General features: G+C 73.5%; 16 protein-coding genes. 7 read left to right on the forward strand and 9 right to left on the reverse strand.

Annotation, left to right across the window (positions count from 1 at the left end; genetic code table 11):
- Nucleotides 1-40: 40 nt before the first annotated feature.
- Nucleotides 41-829, reverse strand: coding sequence for a glutaminyl-peptide cyclotransferase (locus GCL84_RS22810; protein ID WP_235926603.1), 789 nt, complete (start codon nt 827-829; stop codon nt 41-43).
- Nucleotides 830-887: 58 nt separating this feature from the next.
- On the opposite strand from GCL84_RS22810, the gene GCL84_RS22815 reads away from it, so the two are divergent.
- Both GCL84_RS22815 and GCL84_RS22820 read left to right on the forward strand, forming a co-directional pair.
- The gene (locus GCL84_RS22815) at nt 888-1832 is read left to right on the forward strand and encodes a DUF3027 domain-containing protein (protein ID WP_156757568.1); all 945 of its coding nucleotides are present in this window, start codon (nt 888-890) and stop codon (nt 1830-1832) included.
- The gene (locus tag GCL84_RS22820) at nt 1829-4762 is read left to right on the forward strand and encodes a sacsin N-terminal ATP-binding-like domain-containing protein (RefSeq protein ID WP_156757569.1); all 2934 of its coding nucleotides are present in this window, start codon (nt 1829-1831) and stop codon (nt 4760-4762) included. Before GCL84_RS22815 ends, GCL84_RS22820 begins: the two co-directional genes overlap by 4 nt.
- 278 nt (nt 4763-5040) lie before the next feature.
- Here GCL84_RS22820 and GCL84_RS22825 read toward each other — a convergent pair whose 3' ends face one another.
- Nucleotides 5041-5322, reverse strand: coding sequence for a DUF2530 domain-containing protein (locus GCL84_RS22825; protein ID WP_235926605.1), 282 nt, complete (start codon nt 5320-5322; stop codon nt 5041-5043).
- Nucleotides 5323-5339: 17 nt separating this feature from the next.
- On the opposite strand from GCL84_RS22825, the gene GCL84_RS22830 reads away from it, so the two are divergent.
- Nucleotides 5340-6824 carry an NCS2 family permease gene (locus GCL84_RS22830; protein WP_156757570.1) on the forward strand — a complete coding sequence of 495 codons (1485 nt, stop codon included), beginning with the start codon at nt 5340-5342 and terminating at the stop codon, nt 6822-6824.
- On the opposite strand, the gene GCL84_RS22835 is transcribed toward GCL84_RS22830, so the two are convergent.
- Nucleotides 6814-7623: a phosphotransferase gene (locus GCL84_RS22835; RefSeq protein ID WP_156757571.1), complete on the reverse strand. Its 810-nt coding sequence runs from the start codon at nt 7621-7623 to the stop codon at nt 6814-6816. The genes GCL84_RS22830 and GCL84_RS22835 overlap by 11 nt on opposite strands.
- 77 nt (nt 7624-7700) lie before the next feature.
- Between GCL84_RS22835 and GCL84_RS22840 the strand changes: the two genes are divergently transcribed.
- Nucleotides 7701-8135, forward strand: coding sequence for a MarR family winged helix-turn-helix transcriptional regulator (locus GCL84_RS22840; RefSeq protein WP_156757572.1), 435 nt, complete (start codon nt 7701-7703; stop codon nt 8133-8135).
- Nucleotides 8136-8243: 108 nt separating this feature from the next.
- On the forward strand, nt 8244-9488 hold the full coding sequence (locus GCL84_RS22845; protein WP_156757666.1) for an MFS transporter: 1245 nt from the start codon (nt 8244-8246) through the stop codon (nt 9486-9488).
- A gap of 232 nt (nt 9489-9720) precedes the next feature.
- Here the strand turns inward: GCL84_RS22845 and GCL84_RS22850 are convergent, their stop codons facing one another.
- The 3 genes from GCL84_RS22850 to GCL84_RS22860 form a co-directional block, all read right to left on the reverse strand.
- The gene (locus tag GCL84_RS22850; RefSeq protein ID WP_156757573.1) at nt 9721-10356 is read right to left on the reverse strand and encodes a superoxide dismutase; all 636 of its coding nucleotides are present in this window, start codon (nt 10354-10356) and stop codon (nt 9721-9723) included.
- A gap of 102 nt (nt 10357-10458) precedes the next feature.
- On the reverse strand, nt 10459-11034 hold the full coding sequence (locus GCL84_RS22855; protein WP_156757574.1) for a DUF2537 domain-containing protein: 576 nt from the start codon (nt 11032-11034) through the stop codon (nt 10459-10461).
- A complete protein-coding gene (locus tag GCL84_RS22860) occupies nt 11012-11842 on the reverse strand; it encodes a TrmH family RNA methyltransferase (protein ID WP_156757575.1) in 831 nt (276 codons plus the stop codon). Before GCL84_RS22860 ends, GCL84_RS22855 begins: the two co-directional genes overlap by 23 nt.
- A 158-nt stretch (nt 11843-12000) precedes the next feature.
- Here GCL84_RS22860 and GCL84_RS22865 point away from each other — a divergent pair, with 158 nt between their 5' ends.
- Nucleotides 12001-13500 carry a glutamate--cysteine ligase family protein gene (locus GCL84_RS22865; protein ID WP_156757576.1) on the forward strand — a complete coding sequence of 500 codons (1500 nt, stop codon included), beginning with the start codon at nt 12001-12003 and terminating at the stop codon, nt 13498-13500.
- A 201-nt stretch (nt 13501-13701) separates the two neighbouring features.
- On the opposite strand, the gene GCL84_RS22870 is transcribed toward GCL84_RS22865, so the two are convergent.
- Together GCL84_RS22870 and GCL84_RS22875 are read right to left on the reverse strand one after the other, a co-directional pair.
- Complete coding sequence (locus GCL84_RS22870) at nt 13702-15546, reverse strand: ABC transporter ATP-binding protein (RefSeq protein ID WP_235926607.1); 1845 nt, start codon at nt 15544-15546, stop codon at nt 13702-13704.
- Nucleotides 15547-15647: 101 nt separating this feature from the next.
- Nucleotides 15648-17414, reverse strand: a complete 1767-nt coding sequence (locus tag GCL84_RS22875) for an ABC transporter ATP-binding protein (protein ID WP_156757578.1) — start codon at nt 17412-17414, stop codon at nt 15648-15650.
- A 153-nt stretch (nt 17415-17567) separates the two neighbouring features.
- On the opposite strand from GCL84_RS22875, the gene GCL84_RS22880 reads away from it, so the two are divergent.
- Nucleotides 17568-17801, forward strand: a complete 234-nt coding sequence (locus tag GCL84_RS22880; protein WP_235926609.1) for a hypothetical protein — start codon at nt 17568-17570, stop codon at nt 17799-17801.
- Nucleotides 17802-17819: 18 nt separating this feature from the next.
- Here the strand turns inward: GCL84_RS22880 and sepH are convergent, their stop codons facing one another.
- Nucleotides 17820-18845, reverse strand: coding sequence for a septation protein SepH (gene sepH, locus GCL84_RS22885; RefSeq protein ID WP_156757579.1), 1026 nt, complete (start codon nt 18843-18845; stop codon nt 17820-17822).
- Nucleotides 18846-18920 lie beyond the last annotated feature (75 nt).

Below are 18920 nucleotides of genomic sequence, written 5' to 3' on the forward strand. Positions count from 1 at the left end.
CCAGGTCCCGCTCAGCAGCGGGACGGGCAGGTCAGGCCGATCACGTCGCGGGTGCGAGGCGGACCCGGAACAGGGCGGGCCACAGCTTCCCGGTCACCAGGAACTCGTCGGTGCCGGGCACGGCGGCGATCCCGTTGAGCACGTCGACGCCCTGCTGCTCCGCGCCGGTCAGCAGCCCGGACAGGTCGGCGGACCCGGTCACCCGGCCGGAGCCGGGATCGATCCGCACGATCCGGTCGGTTTTCCACACGTTCGCGTAGACGGCCCCGTCGACGCACTCGAGCTCGTTGAGCTCGCCGACCGGCGTGCCGCCGTCGACGACCCGCACCTCGCCGGTCGGGGCGAAGGTGGCCGGGTCGCGGAAGGTCAGCGTGGCCGACCCGTCGCTCATCACCAGCCGGGCCCCGTCGTGGCACAGACCCCAGCCCTCGCCGGTGTAGGACACCCGCCGCCGCTCGGCCAGCGTCGCCCGGTCGCGCTCGATGGCGACCCCGTTCTGCCAGGTGATCTGCCAGATCCGGTCGCCGACGACGGTGATGCCCTCGCCGAACAGCTCCGGCGGCAGCGCCACCTCCGCCCGGGGCGCGCCGGTGGCCGGGTCCAGCGCCCGGATCCGCGACTGGCCCGCGAGGCCGGTCCCCTCGTACAGCGTGCCGTCGGCGATCTCCAGGCCCTGGGTGAACGCCGTCGGGTCGTGCGGCAGCCGGGCCAGCACCTCGACCCGCATCGTCGCAGGTCCCGAGGTCGCGGCGGGGGCCGGGGCGGCGTGCGCGCACCCGCTCGTCGCGATCAGCAACAGCGCGGTGGCGACGGTCAGGCGGGCGGTCACCGGCCCAGCCTGACACGGCTGCGCGGCCCGTTCGACCCGTGGGGCACAATCACCCGTGATGACCTCGACGCGAGCACCAGAAGCCGAGACCGATCCCGCCCTGACAGCGGCGGTCGACTTCGCGCGCGCCGCCGCCGCCGAGTCCGCGGGCGGTGAAGTGGGCGAGCACGTGGCCGTGGTGGCGGAGGACGCCGCCTCGGTGACCCACCTGTTCGAGGCGGGCCTGCCCGGCTATCTGGGCTGGCGCTGGGCCGTCACCGTGGCCAACGCCGGGCGCGGCGAGCCGGTGACCATCAGCGAGGTCGTGCTGGTCCCCGGCGAGGACGCCATGGTCGCGCCGCGCTGGGTGCCGTGGAACGAGCGCGTGCGCCCCGGCGACATGGGCGTCGGCGACCTGCTGCCCACCGAGGCCGACGACCCGCGCCTGGTCGCGGGCTACGTGGCCAGCGACGACCCCGCCGTGGAGGCGGTCGCGCTGGAGGTCGGCCTCGGCCGCCCGCGCGTGCTCTCCCGCGAGGGCAGGCTCGACGCCGCCGACCGCTGGCGCGGCGGCGACTTCGGCCCCGGCGCGGACATGGCCCGCGGCGCCCCCGCGCACTGCGGCACCTGCGGCTTCTACGCCTCGATCGCCGGGTCGCTCGGCGCGGCGTTCGGCGTCTGCGCCAACGAGGTCGCCCCGGCCGACGGCCGGGTGGTGCACGCCGAGTACGGCTGCGGCGCGCACTCCGAGGCCGAGGTCGAGCAGGTCAGCCCGGTCCTGGTCACCGAGCTGATCTACGACGACTCCACCGTGGACGTCGAGGTCAACGAGCGCGCCGAGCAGGTGCCCGACGGCGAGGAGCTCGAGACCGTCGCCGAGGTGCCCGAGGTCGACGAGGCCGCGCCCGCCGAGCGCACCGACGGCCCGGCCGAGCAGTCGCCGGAGGCCGCGGCGGTCGCCGCCGTCGAGCAGGCCGAGGCCGCGCCGGAGGACTCCGGCCAGCCCACCGACACCACCGGGTGAGCGCCGCCGACCCGTTCGGCACCGAGGCGCTGCGCGCGTCCGTCGTGACCGCGTGGGCCTCGTCGCCGACCCGCTTCCGCGAGGACGCCAACGCCGAGGAAGACCTCTACCTCGGCGGCTACCGCGACCGCCTGCTCGTCGAGCTGGCCCAGAACGCCGCGGACGCGGCCGGGCAGCGCGGCACCCTGCGCGTCGACCTGGTCGACGGCGAGCTGCGCGCGGCCAACACCGGGGCCCCGCTCGACGCCGACGGCGTGGCCGCGCTGGCCTCGCTGCGCGCCTCGGCCAAGGGCCCCAGCCAGGGCGTCGGCCAGTTCGGCGTCGGCTTCGCCGCGGTCCTGGCCGTCACCGACGCCCCGCGCGTGGTCACCGCCGCGGCCGGGGTCGCCTTCTCCGCCGAGCGCACCCGCGCCGAGCTGTCCGCCTACCCCGACCTGGCCACCCGCGCCGACGAGCGCGGCGGGCGGGTGCCGGTGCTGCGGCTGGTGTGGCCGACGACCGGCGAGGCGCCGCCGGAGGGCTTCGCCACCGAGGTCCGGCTGCCGCTGCGCGCGGGTGTCGACGGCGACGCGCTGCTGGCCGACTTCGCCGCCCAGGCCGAGGACGTGCTGCTGGCGCTGCCCGGTCTGGACCGCATCGAGGTCGGCGGCCGGGCGTGGTGGCGCGAGGACGGCGACCGGGTGCGCGTGCACGGCCCGGACGGCGTCGCCGACTGGGTGGTGCACCGGGTGTTCGGCGTGCTGCCCGACGAGGTCGTCGCCCAGCTCGGCGTCGAGGCCCGCGAGCGTCCTGAGTGGTCGGTGAGCTGGGCCGCGCGCGTCGACGCCGACGGCGTGCCGCTGCCGCTGCCCGAGGGCGTGCTGCACGCGCCGACCCCGACCGACGAGCGGCTTTCGCTGCCCGCGCGGCTGATCGCCACCCTGCCGATCGAGCCCTCGCGGCGGCGGCTGCGCCCCGGCCCGGCCGCCGACGCGGTGCTCGCCGCCGCGGCGCGGGCCTACCCCGCGCTGGTCGGGCAGGTCGCGCCGGAGCACCGCACGGCCCTGGTGCCGGTCATCGGCTTCCCCTTGTCCGAAGTGGACGACAAGCTGCGCGAGCTGGTGCTCGCCCGGCTGCGCCAGGCGGTCTGGCTGCCCGCCGCGGGCGACGCCGAACCCCGGCTGCTCGCCCCCGCGCGCGCCACCGTGCTCGACGCCGAGGGCGCGGGCCTGGCCGACCTGGTCTGCTCCGTGCTGCCCGATGTCGCCGCCGGGTTCCTCTCGGCGCGCCAGCACACCGCCGCGCTGGCCGCCCTCGAGGTCACCAGGCGCGGCCTCGGCGACGTCGTCGAGGCCATCACGGGCGTGGCCCGCCCGCCGTCTTGGTGGCACGCCCTGTACTCCGCGCTCGCCCCGGTGGTCGAGACCGACGCGACCGCGCGCACCGAACTGGGCGCGCTGCCGGTCCCGCTGGCCGACGGCCGCACCCTGCCCGGCCCGGCCGGGTCGATCGTGGTCGACGACCCGGAATTGCTCGACCTGCTCACCCGCGCCGAGGTCGGCGCGCTGCGCGTCGTGCACGCCGAGGCCGCGCACCCGGTGCTCGAACGCCTCGGCGCCCGCCTCGGCGGCCCGGTCGACCTGCTCGACGCCGGGGGCCTGCAGGACGCCGTCGAGCGCAGCCTGGACGACGTCGAGTCCGGTGTGGACTCGCCGGGCCTGGTCCCCGTGGTGCTGCGGCTGGTCCGCGACGCCGGGGTGCGGCCGGGGGAGCGCGCGTGGCTGGGCGCCCTGGCCCTGCCCGACTCCGTCGGCGACTGGCGCCGCGCCGACGAGCTGATGCTGCCCGGCTCCCCGCTGCTCGACCTGCTCGACGAGGACGCCCCGGTCGGCGTGCTGTCGGCCGAGCTGGCCACCGAGTGGCCCGACCACGTGCTGTCCGCCCTGGGCGTGCTCGACGCGTTCGCCCTGGTCGACGACGACGCCCCCACCGGCCCCGACCACGGCCTGGCCGACGAGGCCCAGTGGTGGGACGCCCGCGCCGAGCCGCCCACCCGCGTGCTGGCCGTCCGCGACCTCGACCTGGTCACCGACGACGCCTGGCCGCGCGCGCTGGCCCTGCTCGCCGCCGAGCCGGACACCTGGCGCGCCCTGCTCGCCCCCGACGGCCACACCGGCTGGTGGATCGCCCGCAACGCCCTGCTCGGCGGCCACCCGCCCACCCACTGGCGCCTGCCGGCGGCCACCGACCTCGACGGCCTCTACGACGTCGTCCCCGACCTGGGCCTCGACCCCCGGGTCCTCGCCGCCATCGGCGTCCGCGCGGAACTGGCGGTCCACACCGCCGAGGACGCCGAGGACCTCCTCATCCGCCTCGGCGACCCCGACCGCGCCCTGCACCCCGGCGCCGTCCTGCGCACCCACGCGGCCCTCGCCGAGGCCATCGAGGACTTCGACCCCGCCGACGTCCGCCTGCCCGAGAACACCCGCACCCTCTCCGGCACCGTCGCCCCCGACTGCGTCGTCCTCGACGCCCCCTGGCCCCTGGCCGTCCTGGGCGAAGACCAGGTCGTCTCGGCCGGACCCGACTTCGCGTTGGCCGAGCCCCTGGCGGAGCTGCTGGACCTGGAGCTGGCCACCGAGGTCCTCGACGCCGAGGTTGTTTCGGTCGGCGAACCGGTGGCCTGGTCAGAACTGGGCGCGGTCGCCGCCGCCTGCGAGCTCCTGGGCGTGGAACCCCCGCTCGGCAGCGCGGTCGTCCACGACAAGCTGGTGGTCCGCACGGACACGGGCGACCACCCGACGTCGTGGTGGGTGACCGAGGACGGCGTCCCGCACTGCGAGGACACCCCGGAGGCCCTGGCCCGGGCGCTCGCGTGGACAACGGACCGCTGGGACCAACGCCACCTGCTCACGGCCCTCATCGAGGAACCGTCCCACTACCTCACCTAGGCCGCGTTGTGGGAGTCCGTGGTCGCGACAGCCGCGCTGCCAGGGACCACCCGACCACGACTCGCACCGAACGAGACCCCAGCACGACCCAACGCCCCCACGGCCAAGCCGCACCCCCGCCGCGCACGCCCCGCCACACCTCTGGTGGGCGTCCCAGGACCCGGGGGCCGCGAAAGCGGGGGTAGTCGATCTTGCCTGTGGACAACTCGGGCCCCGTGGACAACTCGAACTCCAGCGAGCGCGAGTGGCCCACGGCCTGCCACGCGGACCAGACTGGTTCAGTCGAGGCGTTGCGCCGTGCGCGAACCGCGGTCGACAGCGCGCTGCTGCCAGAGCATGACCCCGGCCCCTAGAATCCCCATCGCCACACCGGACAGCGCCGTCCACAGCCAGATCGGTGGCGTCCGGTCGAAGCCGTAGTGGGCGACGAGCAGGACGACCGCTGCGACCATCCACCCGCCGGTGCACAGGTATACGACGGGGGCGAGTGCCAGCAGCCTCCGCGGGAGCGGGGGAGTGGGGCGCAGGTGCCCCGGTCGCTCGTCTGACGGTCCGGCCACAACCGGGAGGCTACGGCATGGCCACCGAGACCACGCCCGAGGCGGCCGAGCCTGGCGCGCGGAGTCCGATCGACCGGTTCTTCCGGATCAGCGACCGCGACTCCACGATCGGCAGGGAGGTGCGCGGCGGGGTCGTCACCTTCGTGACGATGGCCTACATCGTGGTGCTCAACCCGCTGATCCTCGGCAGCTTCTCCGCCGACGACGCGGGGGCGCACACGGACCTGTTCGGCGACATCCTGCCGGTCGGGCAGGTCGCGGCGGCGACCGCGCTGGTGGCCGGGGTAATGACGATCCTGTTCGGGATGGTGGCCAACGCCCCGTTCGCGCTGGCGACGGGGCTGGGCATCAACACGCTGGTCGCGGTGTCGATCGCGCCGCAGATGACCTGGCCGGAGGCGATGGGCCTGGTCGTGGTGAACGGCGTGGTGGTGTTGCTGCTGGTGCTGACCGGGGTGCGCAAGGCGGTGTTCAACGCCGTGCCCGCACCGCTCAAGTCGGCGATCGCGGTCGGCATCGGGCTGTTCATCACCATCATCGGGCTGGTCGACGCCGGGTTCGTCCGCAGGGTGCCGGACGCGGCGGGCACGACCGTCCCAGTCGGACTCGGGATCGACGGGTCCATCGCGTCGTGGCCGACGCTGGTGTTCGTGGTGGGCCTGGTGGCCATGGCGGTCCTGGTGGCGAAGAAGGTGCGCGGGGCCATCCTGATCGGCGTGCTGGGGACGACGGTGTTCGCGATCGTCCTCGAGGCCATCGTCGACGCCGGGCCGTCGCAGGGCACCAACCCCAAGGGGTGGAACCTGGGCTACCCCGGCCTGCCCGACTCGTTCTTCTCGCTGCCGGACCTGTCGCTGGTCGGCGAGGTGTCGTTCGGCGCGTGGGGCCGCATCCCGGCGCTGACCGCGGCGCTGCTGGTGTTCACGCTGGTGCTGACCGACTTCTTCGACACCATCGGCACCATGACCGGCCTGGGCAAGGAGGCCGACCTGCTCGACGAGGACGGCCAGCTCCCCAACACCAACAAGGCCCTGTTCGTCGACGGGGTCGGCGCGGTCGCGGGCGGCGTGGCGTCGACGAGTTCCAACACCGTGTTCATCGAGTCGGCGGCGGGCATCGCCGAGGGGGCCAGGACCGGCCTGGCGAACGTGGTCACCGGCCTGCTGTTCCTGGCGGCGATGTTCTTCACCCCGCTCTACCAGGTCATCCCCATCGAGGCCGCCGCCCCGGCGCTGGTGGTCGTCGGCGCGATGATGATGGCCCAGGTCACCGACATCGACTTCACCGACTTCAGCAACGCCCTGCCCGCCTTCCTGACCATCGTGGTCATGCCGTTCACCTACTCGATCGCCAACGGCATCGGCGCGGGCTTCGTGACCTACGTCGTCCTGCAACTGGTGACCGGCAAGGCCCGCAGGGTCCACCCCCTGATGTGGGGCGTCGCGGTCGCCTTCGTCGTCTACTTCGCCATCGGCCCCATCGAGGCGGCCCTCAGCTCCTGACGGCGGCGGGGCCGGTCACCCCGAGGATGTCGGCGATGTGGCCCCCGGCCGCCGCGCCGCCCTCCTCGGCCAGCTCCACGAGGTCGGTCAGCGCCCGCACGCACGGGTGGAACGCCAGGTGCGGCGCGCTGACCGGCCTCCCGTACCCCTCGCTGAACCACTCCTGCTCGGCCGCCCCCACCAGCCGGTCGGCCAGCACGCCCCCGCCCAGCACGAACATCACGTCCCACTCCGGCCGCGCCGACACCGCGTCGTCCCAGTCGATGAGCGACACCGTCCCGTCCGCGTGCGCGAAGGTGTTGCCCAGGTGCGGGTCGCCGTGGCACACCCCGCGCGGCCCGGCGGGCAGTCCGGCCAGCTCCACCGCCCGCGCCCGCAGGTCCCGCACCACCGGGTGCCCCCGCCACCGCGTCGCCTCCAGCCGGGCGAGCAGCGCACCCAGGTCGTGCCGGTCCTCCGGCAGCCCGGCCCGCCGCGGCGCCGAGTGCACGCGCCGCAGGAGACCGCCCAGGCTGCGCCAGTGCTGAGCGGTCATCTCGGCCTCGACCCCGAGCACGCCGCCGTTCCAGCGCGAGACCGCCATCCACCGGCCGTCGCGCACCGAGACCGGCTCCCCGTCCACGGTCCGCACGCCGTCGCCGAGCCCGACGTGCTCGGCGACCAGGGCGCCGCACTGCCCCACCCCCACCTTCACGGCGAGGTCCAGGCCGTCCGCCCGCACCCGCCAGGTCGCCCTGGTCACCGGTTCGACCCGGTCCGCCCGAACCCCGAACGCGTCCGCCAGCCACTCGTCGATCACGCGCCCATGGTCGCCCAGGTGTGATGTGCGCGTTAAGAGGTGGAGACGATTTGTTTGCTGAGCTAAGCTAACAAACTGTGTCGGACAGTGGGCAGCGCGGACTCACCAGTCGGTTGCGGCTGGCGGTGGTGCGGCTGAACCGCAGGTTGCGGGCCCAGCGGACCGCGGACGACCTCTCGCTCACCCAGCTCTCGGCGCTGGCGAGCCTGGCGAAGTGCGGGCCGATGTCGGCGGGGCGGCTGGCGGGTGTGGAAGGGGTGCGACCGCCGTCGATGACCAGGGTCATCGCCGCGCTGGAGGAGGCCGGGCACGTGAGCCGCGGAGTCAACCCGGACGACGGTCGGCAGGCGATCGTGGGGCTCACCGACACCGGGCGGCAGCGGGTCGCGGCGGACATCAGCGCGCGCGAGGCCTGGCTGGACCGCAGGTTGGCCGAACTCGGCCCGGCTGAACGGGAGATCCTCGACCGGGCCGCGGAGATCATCGACAGGATGGCGGGGAACAAGGACTAGATGCGGACCTACGCGGGTGACACCCGAGAGCAGCGACCCCACGACGACACGACCCTCTCGGACACCGGCAGGCCGAGGTCCCCCGAAACCCCAGCGCCCGAGCAGGGCATGTTCTCGTCCCTGCGGGTGCGCAACTACCGGCTGTTCGCCACCGGCCAGGTCGTGTCCAACGTGGGCACCTGGATGCAGCGCATCGCCCAGGACTGGCTGGTCCTGGTGCTCACCGACAACAACCCGGTCGCCCTGGGCATCGCCGCCGCGCTGCAGTTCCTGCCGACGCTGATGTTGTCGCTGTGGGCGGGGGTGCTGGCCGACCGTTTCGACAAGCGCAAGATGCTGATCGGGGTGCAGGCGGCGATCGCGATGAGCGCGCTGCTGCTCGGGCTGCTCGACGTCACCGGCCTGGTCCAGGTCTGGCACGTCTACCTGTTCTGCTTCGTCCTGGGCGTGTTCACCGCCGTCGAGGTGCCCACCCGGCAGTCGTTCGTGGTGGAGATCGTCGGCCGCGACCAGGTGACCAACGCCGTCGCGCTCAACTCGACCAGCTTCAACCTGGCCAGGATCGTCGGCCCGGCGATCGCGGGCGTCATGATCACCCTGGTCGGCACCGGCTGGCTGTTCCTCGGCAACGCCGTGCTCACCGTCGCCGTCATCGTCGGCCTGGTCATGATGGACCCGGCGAAGCTGCTCTCCGGCCCCCGTCTGCAACGGGCGAAGGGGCAGTTGCGCGAGGGGTTGCGCTACGTCTGGGGCAGGCCGGACCTGATGACGGTCATGGTCCTGGTGTTCTTCGTCAGCACCTTCGGGATGACCTTCTTCGTCAGCCTCGCGGTGGTGGCCGCGAACGTCTTCCAGCGGGACGCGGCAGGCTACGGCCTGCTGTCGACGACGCTGGCCATCGGCACCCTCTGCGGCGCCCTGCTGGCCGCTCGCCGCTCCGGGCAGCGCCCGCGCACCCGGCGGCTGCTGCTGGCCGCGTTCACCTTCGGCGTGCTGGAGGTCGTCGCCGGGCTGATGCCCAGCTACCTGACCTTCGCGCTGGCGCTGGTGCCGGTGGGCTTCGCGGTGATGACCTTCATGACCACGGCGAACACCACCGTGCAGTTGGCGGTGTCGCCGGAGATGCGCGGCCGGGTCATGGGCCTGTACATGCTGGTCTTCCTCGGCGGCAACCCGGTGGGCGCGCCGTTGACCGGGTGGCTCGCCAGCAGTCTGGGCGGGCGCTCGCCGCTGTTGGTCGGCGGGACGGTCGCGGCGCTGGCCGCAGTGGTCTGCGGTGTGGTCCTCGCCCGTCGTGGCGGGGTCCGACTGCCGGCCCGGGTGCGCGGTCTGCGGGTGCTGCGTCCGGGCTGAGCTGGGCAAAGCTGGAGGGCGTCACCCGGGCGGGTGGCGTCCTCCGGTGTTTTCCGACGAGGGTCTTGCGTCCCGAGTGAAGTAAGGCTAACCTAAGTCTTGTCCGCTTCGTGGTGGGAGCGGCAGTCAGTTCGGGAAACAGCGAGGCCCCCACTCCCAGCGTCCGGGAGTGGGGGCCTCGCACTTCCCGGCGAGGGGCTTGTCGGAGCATCCCCGCCGAGTTCTCTGCGCCCTACCGCGCGGCGGGCGGCGTCAGGCCGACGAAGCCGCCGGAGCGGGCGGCCTCGAAGCGGGTGGCCACGTCGTTCCAGTCGACGATGTTCCACAGGCTGTTGATGTAGTCGGCCTTCACGTTCTTGTACTGCAGGTAGTACGCGTGCTCCCAGGTGTCGAACACCAGCAGCGGCGTGGTGCCGATGGACAGGTTCGAGTGGTGGTCCTTGAGCTGCTGGGTGATCAGGCGGTTGCCGACCGGGTCCCAGGCGAGGATGCCCCAGCCCGAGCCCTGGATGGTCGTGGCGGCCGCGTTGAGCTGCGCGCGCAGCTTGTCGAAGGACCCGAAGTCCTGGTCGATGGCCGCGGCGAGCTCGCCGGTCGGCTTGTCGCCGCCGTTCGGGCTCAGGTTTTTCCACCACTGGATGTGCAGGGTGTGCCCGGCCAGGTTGAAGGCCAGGGTGGTCTCGAGGCCGACGATCGAGCCGAAGTCGCCGGAGTCCCGGGCCTCGTCGAGCTTCTCCAGGGTGTCGTTGACACCCTTGACGTAGGCGGCGTGGTGCTTGCTGTGGTGCAGCTCGTTGATCTGCCCGATGATCGCAGGCTCGAGTTGCCCGTAGTCGTAGTCCAGCTCGGGCAGGACGTAGGGAGCCACGCGCGTACCTCACTTCGTAATCGCAATTAGGTCTTACTTGCAACCTACTCGCAAGAAGTGCGGAGCGCCCGGCACCCCGGGGTGTGGGATGGGTCGCCCCGGTCAGGTGAGGATGATGAAGGGCAGTGCCAGCCAGCTCACGGCCAGGCCCGCGGCGACCCCGGCCGCCACCCAGCGCCAGACCACCACCCGGCGGGCCAGCCAGACCGAGGGCGCCAGACCGGCGGTGATGACCACGTTCGACACCAGCGCCAGCAGCGCGTTGGTCTCGCGCAGGGTCGCGGCCAGCCCGATGACCGCCACACCGCTGATCACCATGGCGAACACCGCGACCGTCGACCCGGTCGACCAGGGCGCGGGCTCGGCCGGGGGCGGCGGCGCCGGGCGCGGGGGGTCGGGGACCAGGTGCGTGACCTCGCCGCTGACCGGGTCGACGTAGGTCACCGGCACGCCCATCACCGCGGCGATCCGCCCGGCGAGCTGCGCGCCGCGCCGGGAGACCATCGGCGCGGCCGAGTCGGCCTCGCCCCGGTCGACCGCGGTGGCCACCCTGGCCCACTCGCGCAGCGCCCCGGTCAGGTCGTGGCCCAGCGGCAGCGAGTCCGGGTCGACCTCCCGGACGGCCGCGCCGTCGTGGCCGACCAGGACGGGACGGTCATCCCTGATGCGCAGTTCCACCGGCGTCCCCTCCGAGTCCGAGTGCGTAGAAGGCGACCGCGCCCGCGGTCGCCACGTTGAGCGAGTCGACCTCGCGCGCCATCGGGATGCGCACCGCCGCGTCGGCCGCCGCGATCGCCTCGTCGGTCAGGCCGGGGCCCTCCGAGCCGAGCAGCAGCGCGACCCGCCCCCCGTTGTCCACTGAGGACAAGGGGACCGAGTCGGCCCTCGGGGTCAGCGCGAGGACGCGGAAGCCCGCTGCCCGCAGCCGCGCCAACCCCTGCGGCAGCGGGTCCAGCGGGGCGAACGGGACCGCGAGCACGTGGCCCATCGACACCCGGACGCTGCGCCGGTAGAGCGGGTCCGAGCAGCCGGGGCCCAGCAGCACGCCGTCGACGCCGAGCGCGGCGGCGTTGCGGAACAGCGACCCGAGGTTCTCGTGGTCGCCGACGCCCTCCAGCACCGCGAGCGTGCGGGCCGACGCGGTCAGCTCGGCCAGCTCCGGCGGGGCGGCGCGGTCGGCGGCGGCCAGCACGCCCCGGTTGAGGTGGAAGCCGACGGCCGCGGCCATCACCTCCGCCGTGGCGACGTAGGCGGGCGCGTCCACCCCCGCCAGCTCCTCGGCCAGCGCCTCGACCCGGCGCCGCACGCCGAGCAGCGCGCGCACCGGGTACCGGGAGGCCAGCAGCCGCTGCACGACCACGACCCCCTCGGCGATGACCAAGCCGCGGCCGCCGGGCCGGTCCGGCCTGCGGTCCGCGGTCGACAGGTCCCGGAAGTCGTCCAACCGGGGGTCGGCCGGGTCGTCCACCTCGATCACCTGCGCCACCCGCGCAGTCTCGCACGTCCGCTCGCGCGCTTCAGCGGGTGACGATCTCGTTGCCGAGTGTCACTCACGTATCACGCAGTGCACTAATTTGGGCGCTGGCAGCGCGCTGTCCGCCGTGCGAGTGTTGGTCACCCGGGGGCGGACGGGGAGGGGCGAAAGTGGGCCAGGACGTGCGATCCGATGCGGGAACCCAGGCCGACCGCGAGCGGCACCGGCACAAGCTCCGACGCGGCCTCGCCGCCCTGCGCCGGATGCTCGACGAGGGCGGGTTCGCGCCCGCCCCGCCGACGATGGGGCTGGAGATCGAGTTCAGCCTCGTCGACGCCGAGCACCGGCCCGCCATGCTCAACCGCGTCGTCCTGGAGAAGCTGGACGACCCCCGGTTCACCACCGAGCTCGGCCAGCACAACCTCGAGCTGAACGTGCCGCCGCGCCCGATCACCGGCGACGAGCCACTCGGCCTGGAACGCGAGCTGACCGAATCGCTGGCCGAGGCCGCGGGCCGGGCCGAGGACACCGGCGCGGCCCTGGTCATGATCGGCAGCCTGCCCACCCTGCGCGCCGAGCACTTCGACGCCCGCTGGCTGACCGCCGACCCCCGCTACCGCCTGCTCAACGACCGCATCGTCGCCGCCAGGGGCGAGGACGTGCGGCTGGCGATGGAGGGCATCGCGCTGCCCGGCCGCGACTCCGAGTCGCTGCGCAGCCTGCACGACTCGATCCTGGCCGAGTCGGCGTGCACCTCCACCCAGTTGCACCGCATGGTCGCCCCGGCGGAGTTCGCGCCGTTCTGGAACGCCGCGCAGTGCCTGGCGGGCGTGCAGGTCGCCATCGGCGCCAACTCCCCGTTCCTGCTGCGCAAGGCGCTGTGGCACGAGACCCGCATCCCGCTGTTCCTGCAGGCGACCGACACCCGCCCGGACGAGCTCAAGAACCAGGGCGTGCGCCCCAGGGTGTGGTTCGGCGAGCGCTGGATCTCCTCGATCGCGGACCTGTTCGAGGAGAACTGCCGCTACTTCCCCGGCCTGCTCGCCGAGGTCGACGACGAGGACCCCCTCGACGCCCTCGACGCGGGCCACGTCCCCCGCCTGTCCGAGCTGCGCCTGCACAACGGCACCATCTGGCGCTGGAACCGCCCGGTCTACGACATCGGCGCCTCGGGTCCCCACCTGCGCGTGGAGAACCGCGTCCTGCCCTCGGGCCCGACGGTCATCGACCTGGTGGCCAACGCCGTGTTCTTCTACGGCGCCCAGCACGCCCTCACCCTCCAGGAACCTCCGGTGTGGACGATGATGTCCTTCCAGGCCGCCGAGGAGAACCTGCACGCGGGCGCCCGCCACGGCCTCGCCGCCCGCCTCTACTGGCCGGGCGAGGGCCGCGTCGCCCCCGACGACCTCGTGCTCCGCAGGCTCCTCCCCTTGTCCGAACTCGGCCTCCGCGACCTCGGCGTCTCAGCCGAGGCCAGAGACCGCTACCTGGGCGTCATCGAGAGCCGCTGCCTGGCCCGCCGCACCGGCGCCTCCTGGCAGCGGGACGCGGTGGCGGCCCTGGAGGCCCGCGGCCGCACCCGCGACCAGGCCCTCACCGGCATGCTGGCCCGCTACATGGAGCACAGCGCCACCGGGGCGCCGGTCCACTCCTGGCCCGACCCGGATTGAAGATCAGTCCGGAATGAGGTGGTGTGCCGTCTTCGCCGCTGCGGCCGGGTATTCCATGATCATGGTGTGCGCGCCGAGGCGGGCTCGTCATCCGACTCCACCCACCCGCGCGCCCTCAACGGGGCGACCATGTCGGGCTGCCTCCGGTCGACCAGGCCAAGCAAGCCCCGGGCAGCGCGGGCGGGCGTTCTCTGAGATGCCTCACACCAGGGATTCGCGCCAGGTCCGGTGCAGCTCGGCGAAATCGCCGCCCGCGGCGATCAGGGCTTGGGGGGTGGCGTCCTCGACCACCCGGCCGTCGCGGACGACCAGGGCCCGGTCGGCTATGAGGACGGTGGAGAAGCGGTGGGCGATGATCAGGGCGGTGCGGTCGGAGAGGACCGACTCCATGGCTTGCTGGACGATGCGCTCGGTGGGGGCGTCGAGGCTGGAGGTGGCCTCGTCCAGGACGAGGACGGCCGGGTCGGCGAGGTAGGCGCGGGCGAAGGCGATGACCTGGCGCTGGCCCGCGGACAGGCGGCCGCCGCGTTTGCGGACGTCGGTGTCGTAGCCCTCGGGGAGGGCGGTGATGAAGCCGTGCGCGCCGACGGCCTCGGCGGCGGCCTCGACCTGGGCCCGGGTGGCGCCGGGGTCGCCCAGGGCGATGTTGTCCGCCACCGAGCCGCTGAACAGGAAGTTCTCCTGGGTCACCATGACCACCGAGCGGCGCAGCTCGGCGTCGGCCACCGAGCGCACGTCCACCCCGTCGAGCCGGACGGCGCCCTGGGTGGGGTCGTAGAAGCGGGCCACCAGCTTGGCCAGCGTCGACTTGCCCGCGCCGGTCGGCCCCACCAGCGCCACGGTCTGGCCCGCCGGGACCTCCAGGTCCAGTGGGTGCAGCACCACCGGGGTGTCCGCGCGGTAGCGGAACGCCACGCGGTCGAAGGTGATCGCCCGGCCGCCGCGCGCCCGCGGCAGCGGGACGGGGTCGGCGGGCTCGGGGACGTCTGGGCGCTCCTCGAGCAGGCCGGAGATCTTCTCCAGCGCCGCCACGGCCGAGGAGTACTGGTTGGCGAACATGGCCAACTGGTCGAGCGGGTCGTAGAACCGGCGCAGGTACAGGGTGAACGCGGTCAGCACGCCCAGGCCCAGCCCGCCGTCGATCACCCGCACCGCCCCGATCGCCAGCACGGCCACGATCGTCAGGTTGCCCACCAGCCGCACGGCCATGGTGAACACGCCCAGCACGTTGAACGCCCGCCGGTTCGCCTCCTGGAAATCGGCGTTGAGCGCGCCCATGATCTCCTCGTTGCGCTCCTGCCTGCCGAACGCCTGCACCGCGCGCATACCGTTCATCGACTCGACGAACTGCACGATGACCTTGGCGATCGCGCCGCGCGTGCCCCGGTAGGCGCGGTCGGAGCGGGAGCGGAACCAGCGCAGGGCCAGGTAGATCGGCAGCAGCCCGGACAGCGCCAGCAGCGCCAGCGGCAGGTCGAGCACCACGAGCAGCACCAGGATGCCGACCAGCGACAGCAGCGCCGTCAGCGTGTTCTCCACGCTGTTGTCGACGAGGTCCTCCAGCGCCTCGGTGTCGCTGGTCATCCGGGACACGACCTTGCCGGAGGTGTAGCCCTCGTGGAACCCGATCGACAGCCTGCCCGAGTGGTCGAACACCCGCTGCCGCAGATCGATGATGACGTCGCGGCCGATGCGCCCGGAGTAGCGCATGAAGACGTAGTAGACACCGGACGCGATCACGCTGAGCACCAGGTACGCCGCCAGGCACCAGGCCAGCGTGCCCGGGTCCCCGCCGAGCGCGTCCGGGATGCCGGAGTCGAGCGCGACGGCGACGAGCAGCGGCCCGGTCAGCGAGGCGGCGTTGTAGGCGACGACGAGGGCGAACGACAGCGCGAGCTGCTTGCGCCGGGGCCGCAGGAGCGTGCCCAGCAGTGCCCGGGACCGCTTGCGCAGCTTGACGCCCACGCCCACCTCGACCTCGGCGGTCTCCTCCGCCGCGACGCCCTGCCAGTCGAGGTCGGCGCTCGGGGCCTGCTTGTCCGTCACGGGGCGCGCACCGCCTGCTTCTCCCTCTTGTCCATTGTGGACCACCGGGCGCGCAGGTCCCTGGCGGGTGGCACCACCTGTGCCGTGGTCGGGGCCGGTGGTCACGGCGTGCCCACCGGCTGCATCTCCTCGTCCAAAGTGGACAGCAGGCGGCGGTAGGCCGGGGTGGTGTCGAGCAGGTCCCGGTGGGTGCCGATCGCGGTGATGCGGCCGTCCTCGAGCAGGGCCACCCGGTCGGCCAGCCGGACGGTGCTGGACCGGTGCGCGACGACCAGGGCGGTGGCGTCGCGCAGCACCAGGCGCAGGGCCTTCTCGACCTCGGCCTCGGTGTGCACGTCGAGGGCGGAGAGGGGGTCGTCGAGCACGAGCAGGCGGGGGCTGCCCACGACGGCGCGGGCGAGGGCCAGGCGTTGGCGCTGGCCGCCGGACAGCGACAGGCCCTCCTCGCCGATCCGGGTCGCCAGGCCCCAGGGCAGGGCGTTGACGAACGTGTCGGCCTGGGCGATGCGCAGGGCCGTGGCGATCTGCTCGTCGGTGGCGCCCGGGTTGGCCAGGGCGACGTTCTCGCGCACGCTCGCCGAGAACAGGACCGGTTCCTCGAACGCGGTGGCCACGGCGGTGCGCAGGTCGGCGAGGGCGAGGTCGCGCACGTCGACCCCGTCGAGCAGCACCTGGCCGGAGGTGGCGTCGGCGAGTCGGGGGATCAGGGCGGTGAGCGTGGTCTTGCCCGAGCCGGTCGCCCCGACCAGGGCCAGCGTCTCGCCGGGGCGCACCACCAGGTCGACGCCGCGCAGCACCTCCTCCGCCGAGCCGGGGTAGGCGTAGCGCACGTCGACCAGGCGCAGCTCGCCGCCGCCGTCGGGCAGCGGTCGCGGCTGCGGCGGGTCGGTGATGGTGACCGGGGCGTCGAGCACCTCGCGGAACCGCTGGCACGCCGTCGCGGCCTGGTTGGTCTCGGCCAGCAGCCAGCCGATCGAGTCGGTCGGCCAGCGCAGGAAGGTCGCCACGGTGATCGCCGCGACCAGCGTGCCCACCGACACCGAGCCCTGGGCCACGCCGAGCGACCCGACCACGAGCTGCAACCCGATCCCCAGCTCCGGCAGCAGGATGATGACCGCGATCAGCCCCGCCGCCACCCGGTACTTCGCCAGCTCGGTCTCCCGCAGCCCGCGGGCCTGCGCGGCGAAGCGGCGCGCGATGTCCGGGCCCCGGCCGAACGCCTTGAGCACCCGGATGCCCAGCACGGACTCCTCGACCGTCGTCGTCAGGTCACCGGTCTGGTCCTGGGCGCGGCGGGCCAGCAGCGCGTACTCGTCCTCGAACCGGTAGGAGACGACCACCAGCGGGATCGAGCACACCAGCGTGATCAGCCCCAGCCAGGGCGACAGCGTGAACAGCACCCCGATGCCGATGACGAGCGTCATCGAGTTGACCACCAGGAAGACCCCCGCGAACCCGATGTAGCGCCGCAGCGTCGACAGGTCGCTGATCGCCCGCGACAGCAGTTGCCCGGACTGCCACTGGTCGTGGAAGGAGACCGGCAGCCGTTGCAGGTGGCGGTACAGGTCGTCGCGCATCCGCGCCTCGGCGAGCGTGCTCGGCAGGCTCACCAGCCGCCGCCGCATGAAGAACAGCACGGACTCCACGACGCCCAGCCCGGCCACCATGGCGATGAGCGGCCACAGCGCCGCGGGGTCGCCGCCTGCCACCGGCCCGTCCAGGATCGCCTTCACCACAAGGGGAATCGCCAGCCCGCACAGCATCGAGCCGAGCATCGCGACGGTCGCGCCGATCAAGCGGCCGCGCACCGGCGCCACGTACGGGCCGAGCACGCGCAGCGATGCCAGCTGTGAGCTCGGTGCCTTCATGGGTCCCCCTCGGATGTGCTTCGACGGTAGCGAGGGGAACCGACAAACGACACCTCATTTTCGCTGGGGAGATTTCTCTTGTGGCACAGAGGTTGCACACGATCCGGTGATGACAAGGACGGTTTCCCACGGGTATGGGGGCATCATGTGCTCATGACAGTTCGATTCCTGCGCGCCGCGGCCACCATGGCGTTCCCGCGAGGACGTCTGCTGGCCATGCGCGGTTCCCGTGCCTACCTGCTCGCGGTCGACGGGTGGACGGGGCTCGGGTCCTCGTCGACCAGTTCGGCGCAGCCGCTGAGCCGGGAGGCGGCGACGCGGTGGTGCGCGGAGGAGGGGTGGGCGGTCGAACTGCTCGACCAGGTGCCGGGGGACGGCGTCTGGTAGCGCGGACCGCCCCGCGGCTCAGCCCCGGTTGGAGCGGGTGCCGAGCAGGACGTCCTCCCACGACGGCACGATCGGCCGGGCCTTCTTGCCCTTGGCCCGCCGGGGCGCCGGGGCGGTGGGCTCGGCCTCCTCGATGAGGGCTTCCTGGCGCTCGTCGTCCACCACGGGCTCGACCTGCTCCTCCGGGAACTCGACCAACGCCGCGGGCTGCTGCTCCACCACGGGCTCGGGGGCGAGCTCCTGCTCGGCCAGCGCGGCCGGGGCGGCGGGCACGGGCTCCGGGGCGAGCTCGAAGTCCTCGACGAAGTCCTGCTCGGCGTCGCGGGTCGGCGCGGGCTGGGGGACCTGCGCCTGCGCCGGGGGCGACGGCTGGGCCGCGGCGGCCTCGACCTCGGTCGTCTCCAGGTCCATCGCGGCCTGGGCCAGCTCGGTCACCGGCCGGACCGTGCGCAGGGTGCGGGTGGGCTGCGGGTCGAGCAGGTCGTGGGCGTGCTCGTCGAGCGGGGCGACCGTGCCGCCGTGCGCGCCGGTGCTGAACGCCCAGTGGGCGCGGTTGTGCGACCGGCCCGCGGTCCAGCTCAGGCGGACGATCCACTTGCCCTCGTCGTTGCGCCACGAGTCCCACTGGGCGACCTCGGCGTACTCCTGGCCGCGCAGGGTGAACGCCTGCTGCACGACCTCGTCGAGGGTCTGCACGTCGGGGCCGTCCTCGCGCACCGGGTGCGCGCGCTGGGCCATCTCGGCGTAGCGGGAGCGCTCGAGCAGCACCGGGTAGGCGAAGCGCTCGATCTTGTGGGTCGGGATCCCGGCCGCCTCGGCGACCTGTTCCACGGACTCGCCCGCACGGATGCGGGCCTGGATCTCACGAGGACGCATCTGGCTCTCCAGCTCGATCTCGATCTGGCCGAGTCGGGTGACGTCTCCTCGGGCGGCCGCACGCAGCCGCTCGTCCGCTGGAAGGGTGAAACGCTCGCCCCGCGCCGAGTCCTCGCAGATGACGGTCTTCCCGTCATCCGAGAGCCCGACGACCCGCAGCGCGCGCACCGTGCACCTCCCACGACATGAGCAGAAATCACTCGCCAGCGTTCACGGTAGATCGGTGCCGCCCCTGGCGCACTA

The organism is Actinokineospora pegani (assembly GCF_009745975.1).
In the GTDB taxonomy this organism is placed as follows: Bacteria; Actinomycetota; Actinomycetes; order Mycobacteriales; family Pseudonocardiaceae; genus Actinokineospora; species Actinokineospora pegani.

Excerpts from the sequence above, each read along its gene's own strand:
- GCL84_RS22830 (WP_156757570.1), top strand. The coding sequence starts at position 5,340 with ATGGCCACCGAGACCACGCCCGAGGCGGCCGAGCCTGGCGCGCGGAGT.
- GCL84_RS22845 (WP_156757666.1), top strand. The coding sequence starts at position 8,244 with ATGTTCTCGTCCCTGCGGGTGCGCAACTACCGGCTGTTCGCCACCGGC.
- GCL84_RS22815 (WP_156757568.1), top strand. The coding sequence starts at position 888 with ATGACCTCGACGCGAGCACCAGAAGCCGAGACCGATCCCGCCCTGACA.
- GCL84_RS22880 (WP_235926609.1), top strand. The coding sequence starts at position 17,568 with ATGACAGTTCGATTCCTGCGCGCCGCGGCCACCATGGCGTTCCCGCGA.
- GCL84_RS22875 (WP_156757578.1), bottom strand. The coding sequence starts at position 17,414 with ATGAAGGCACCGAGCTCACAGCTGGCATCGCTGCGCGTGCTCGGCCCG.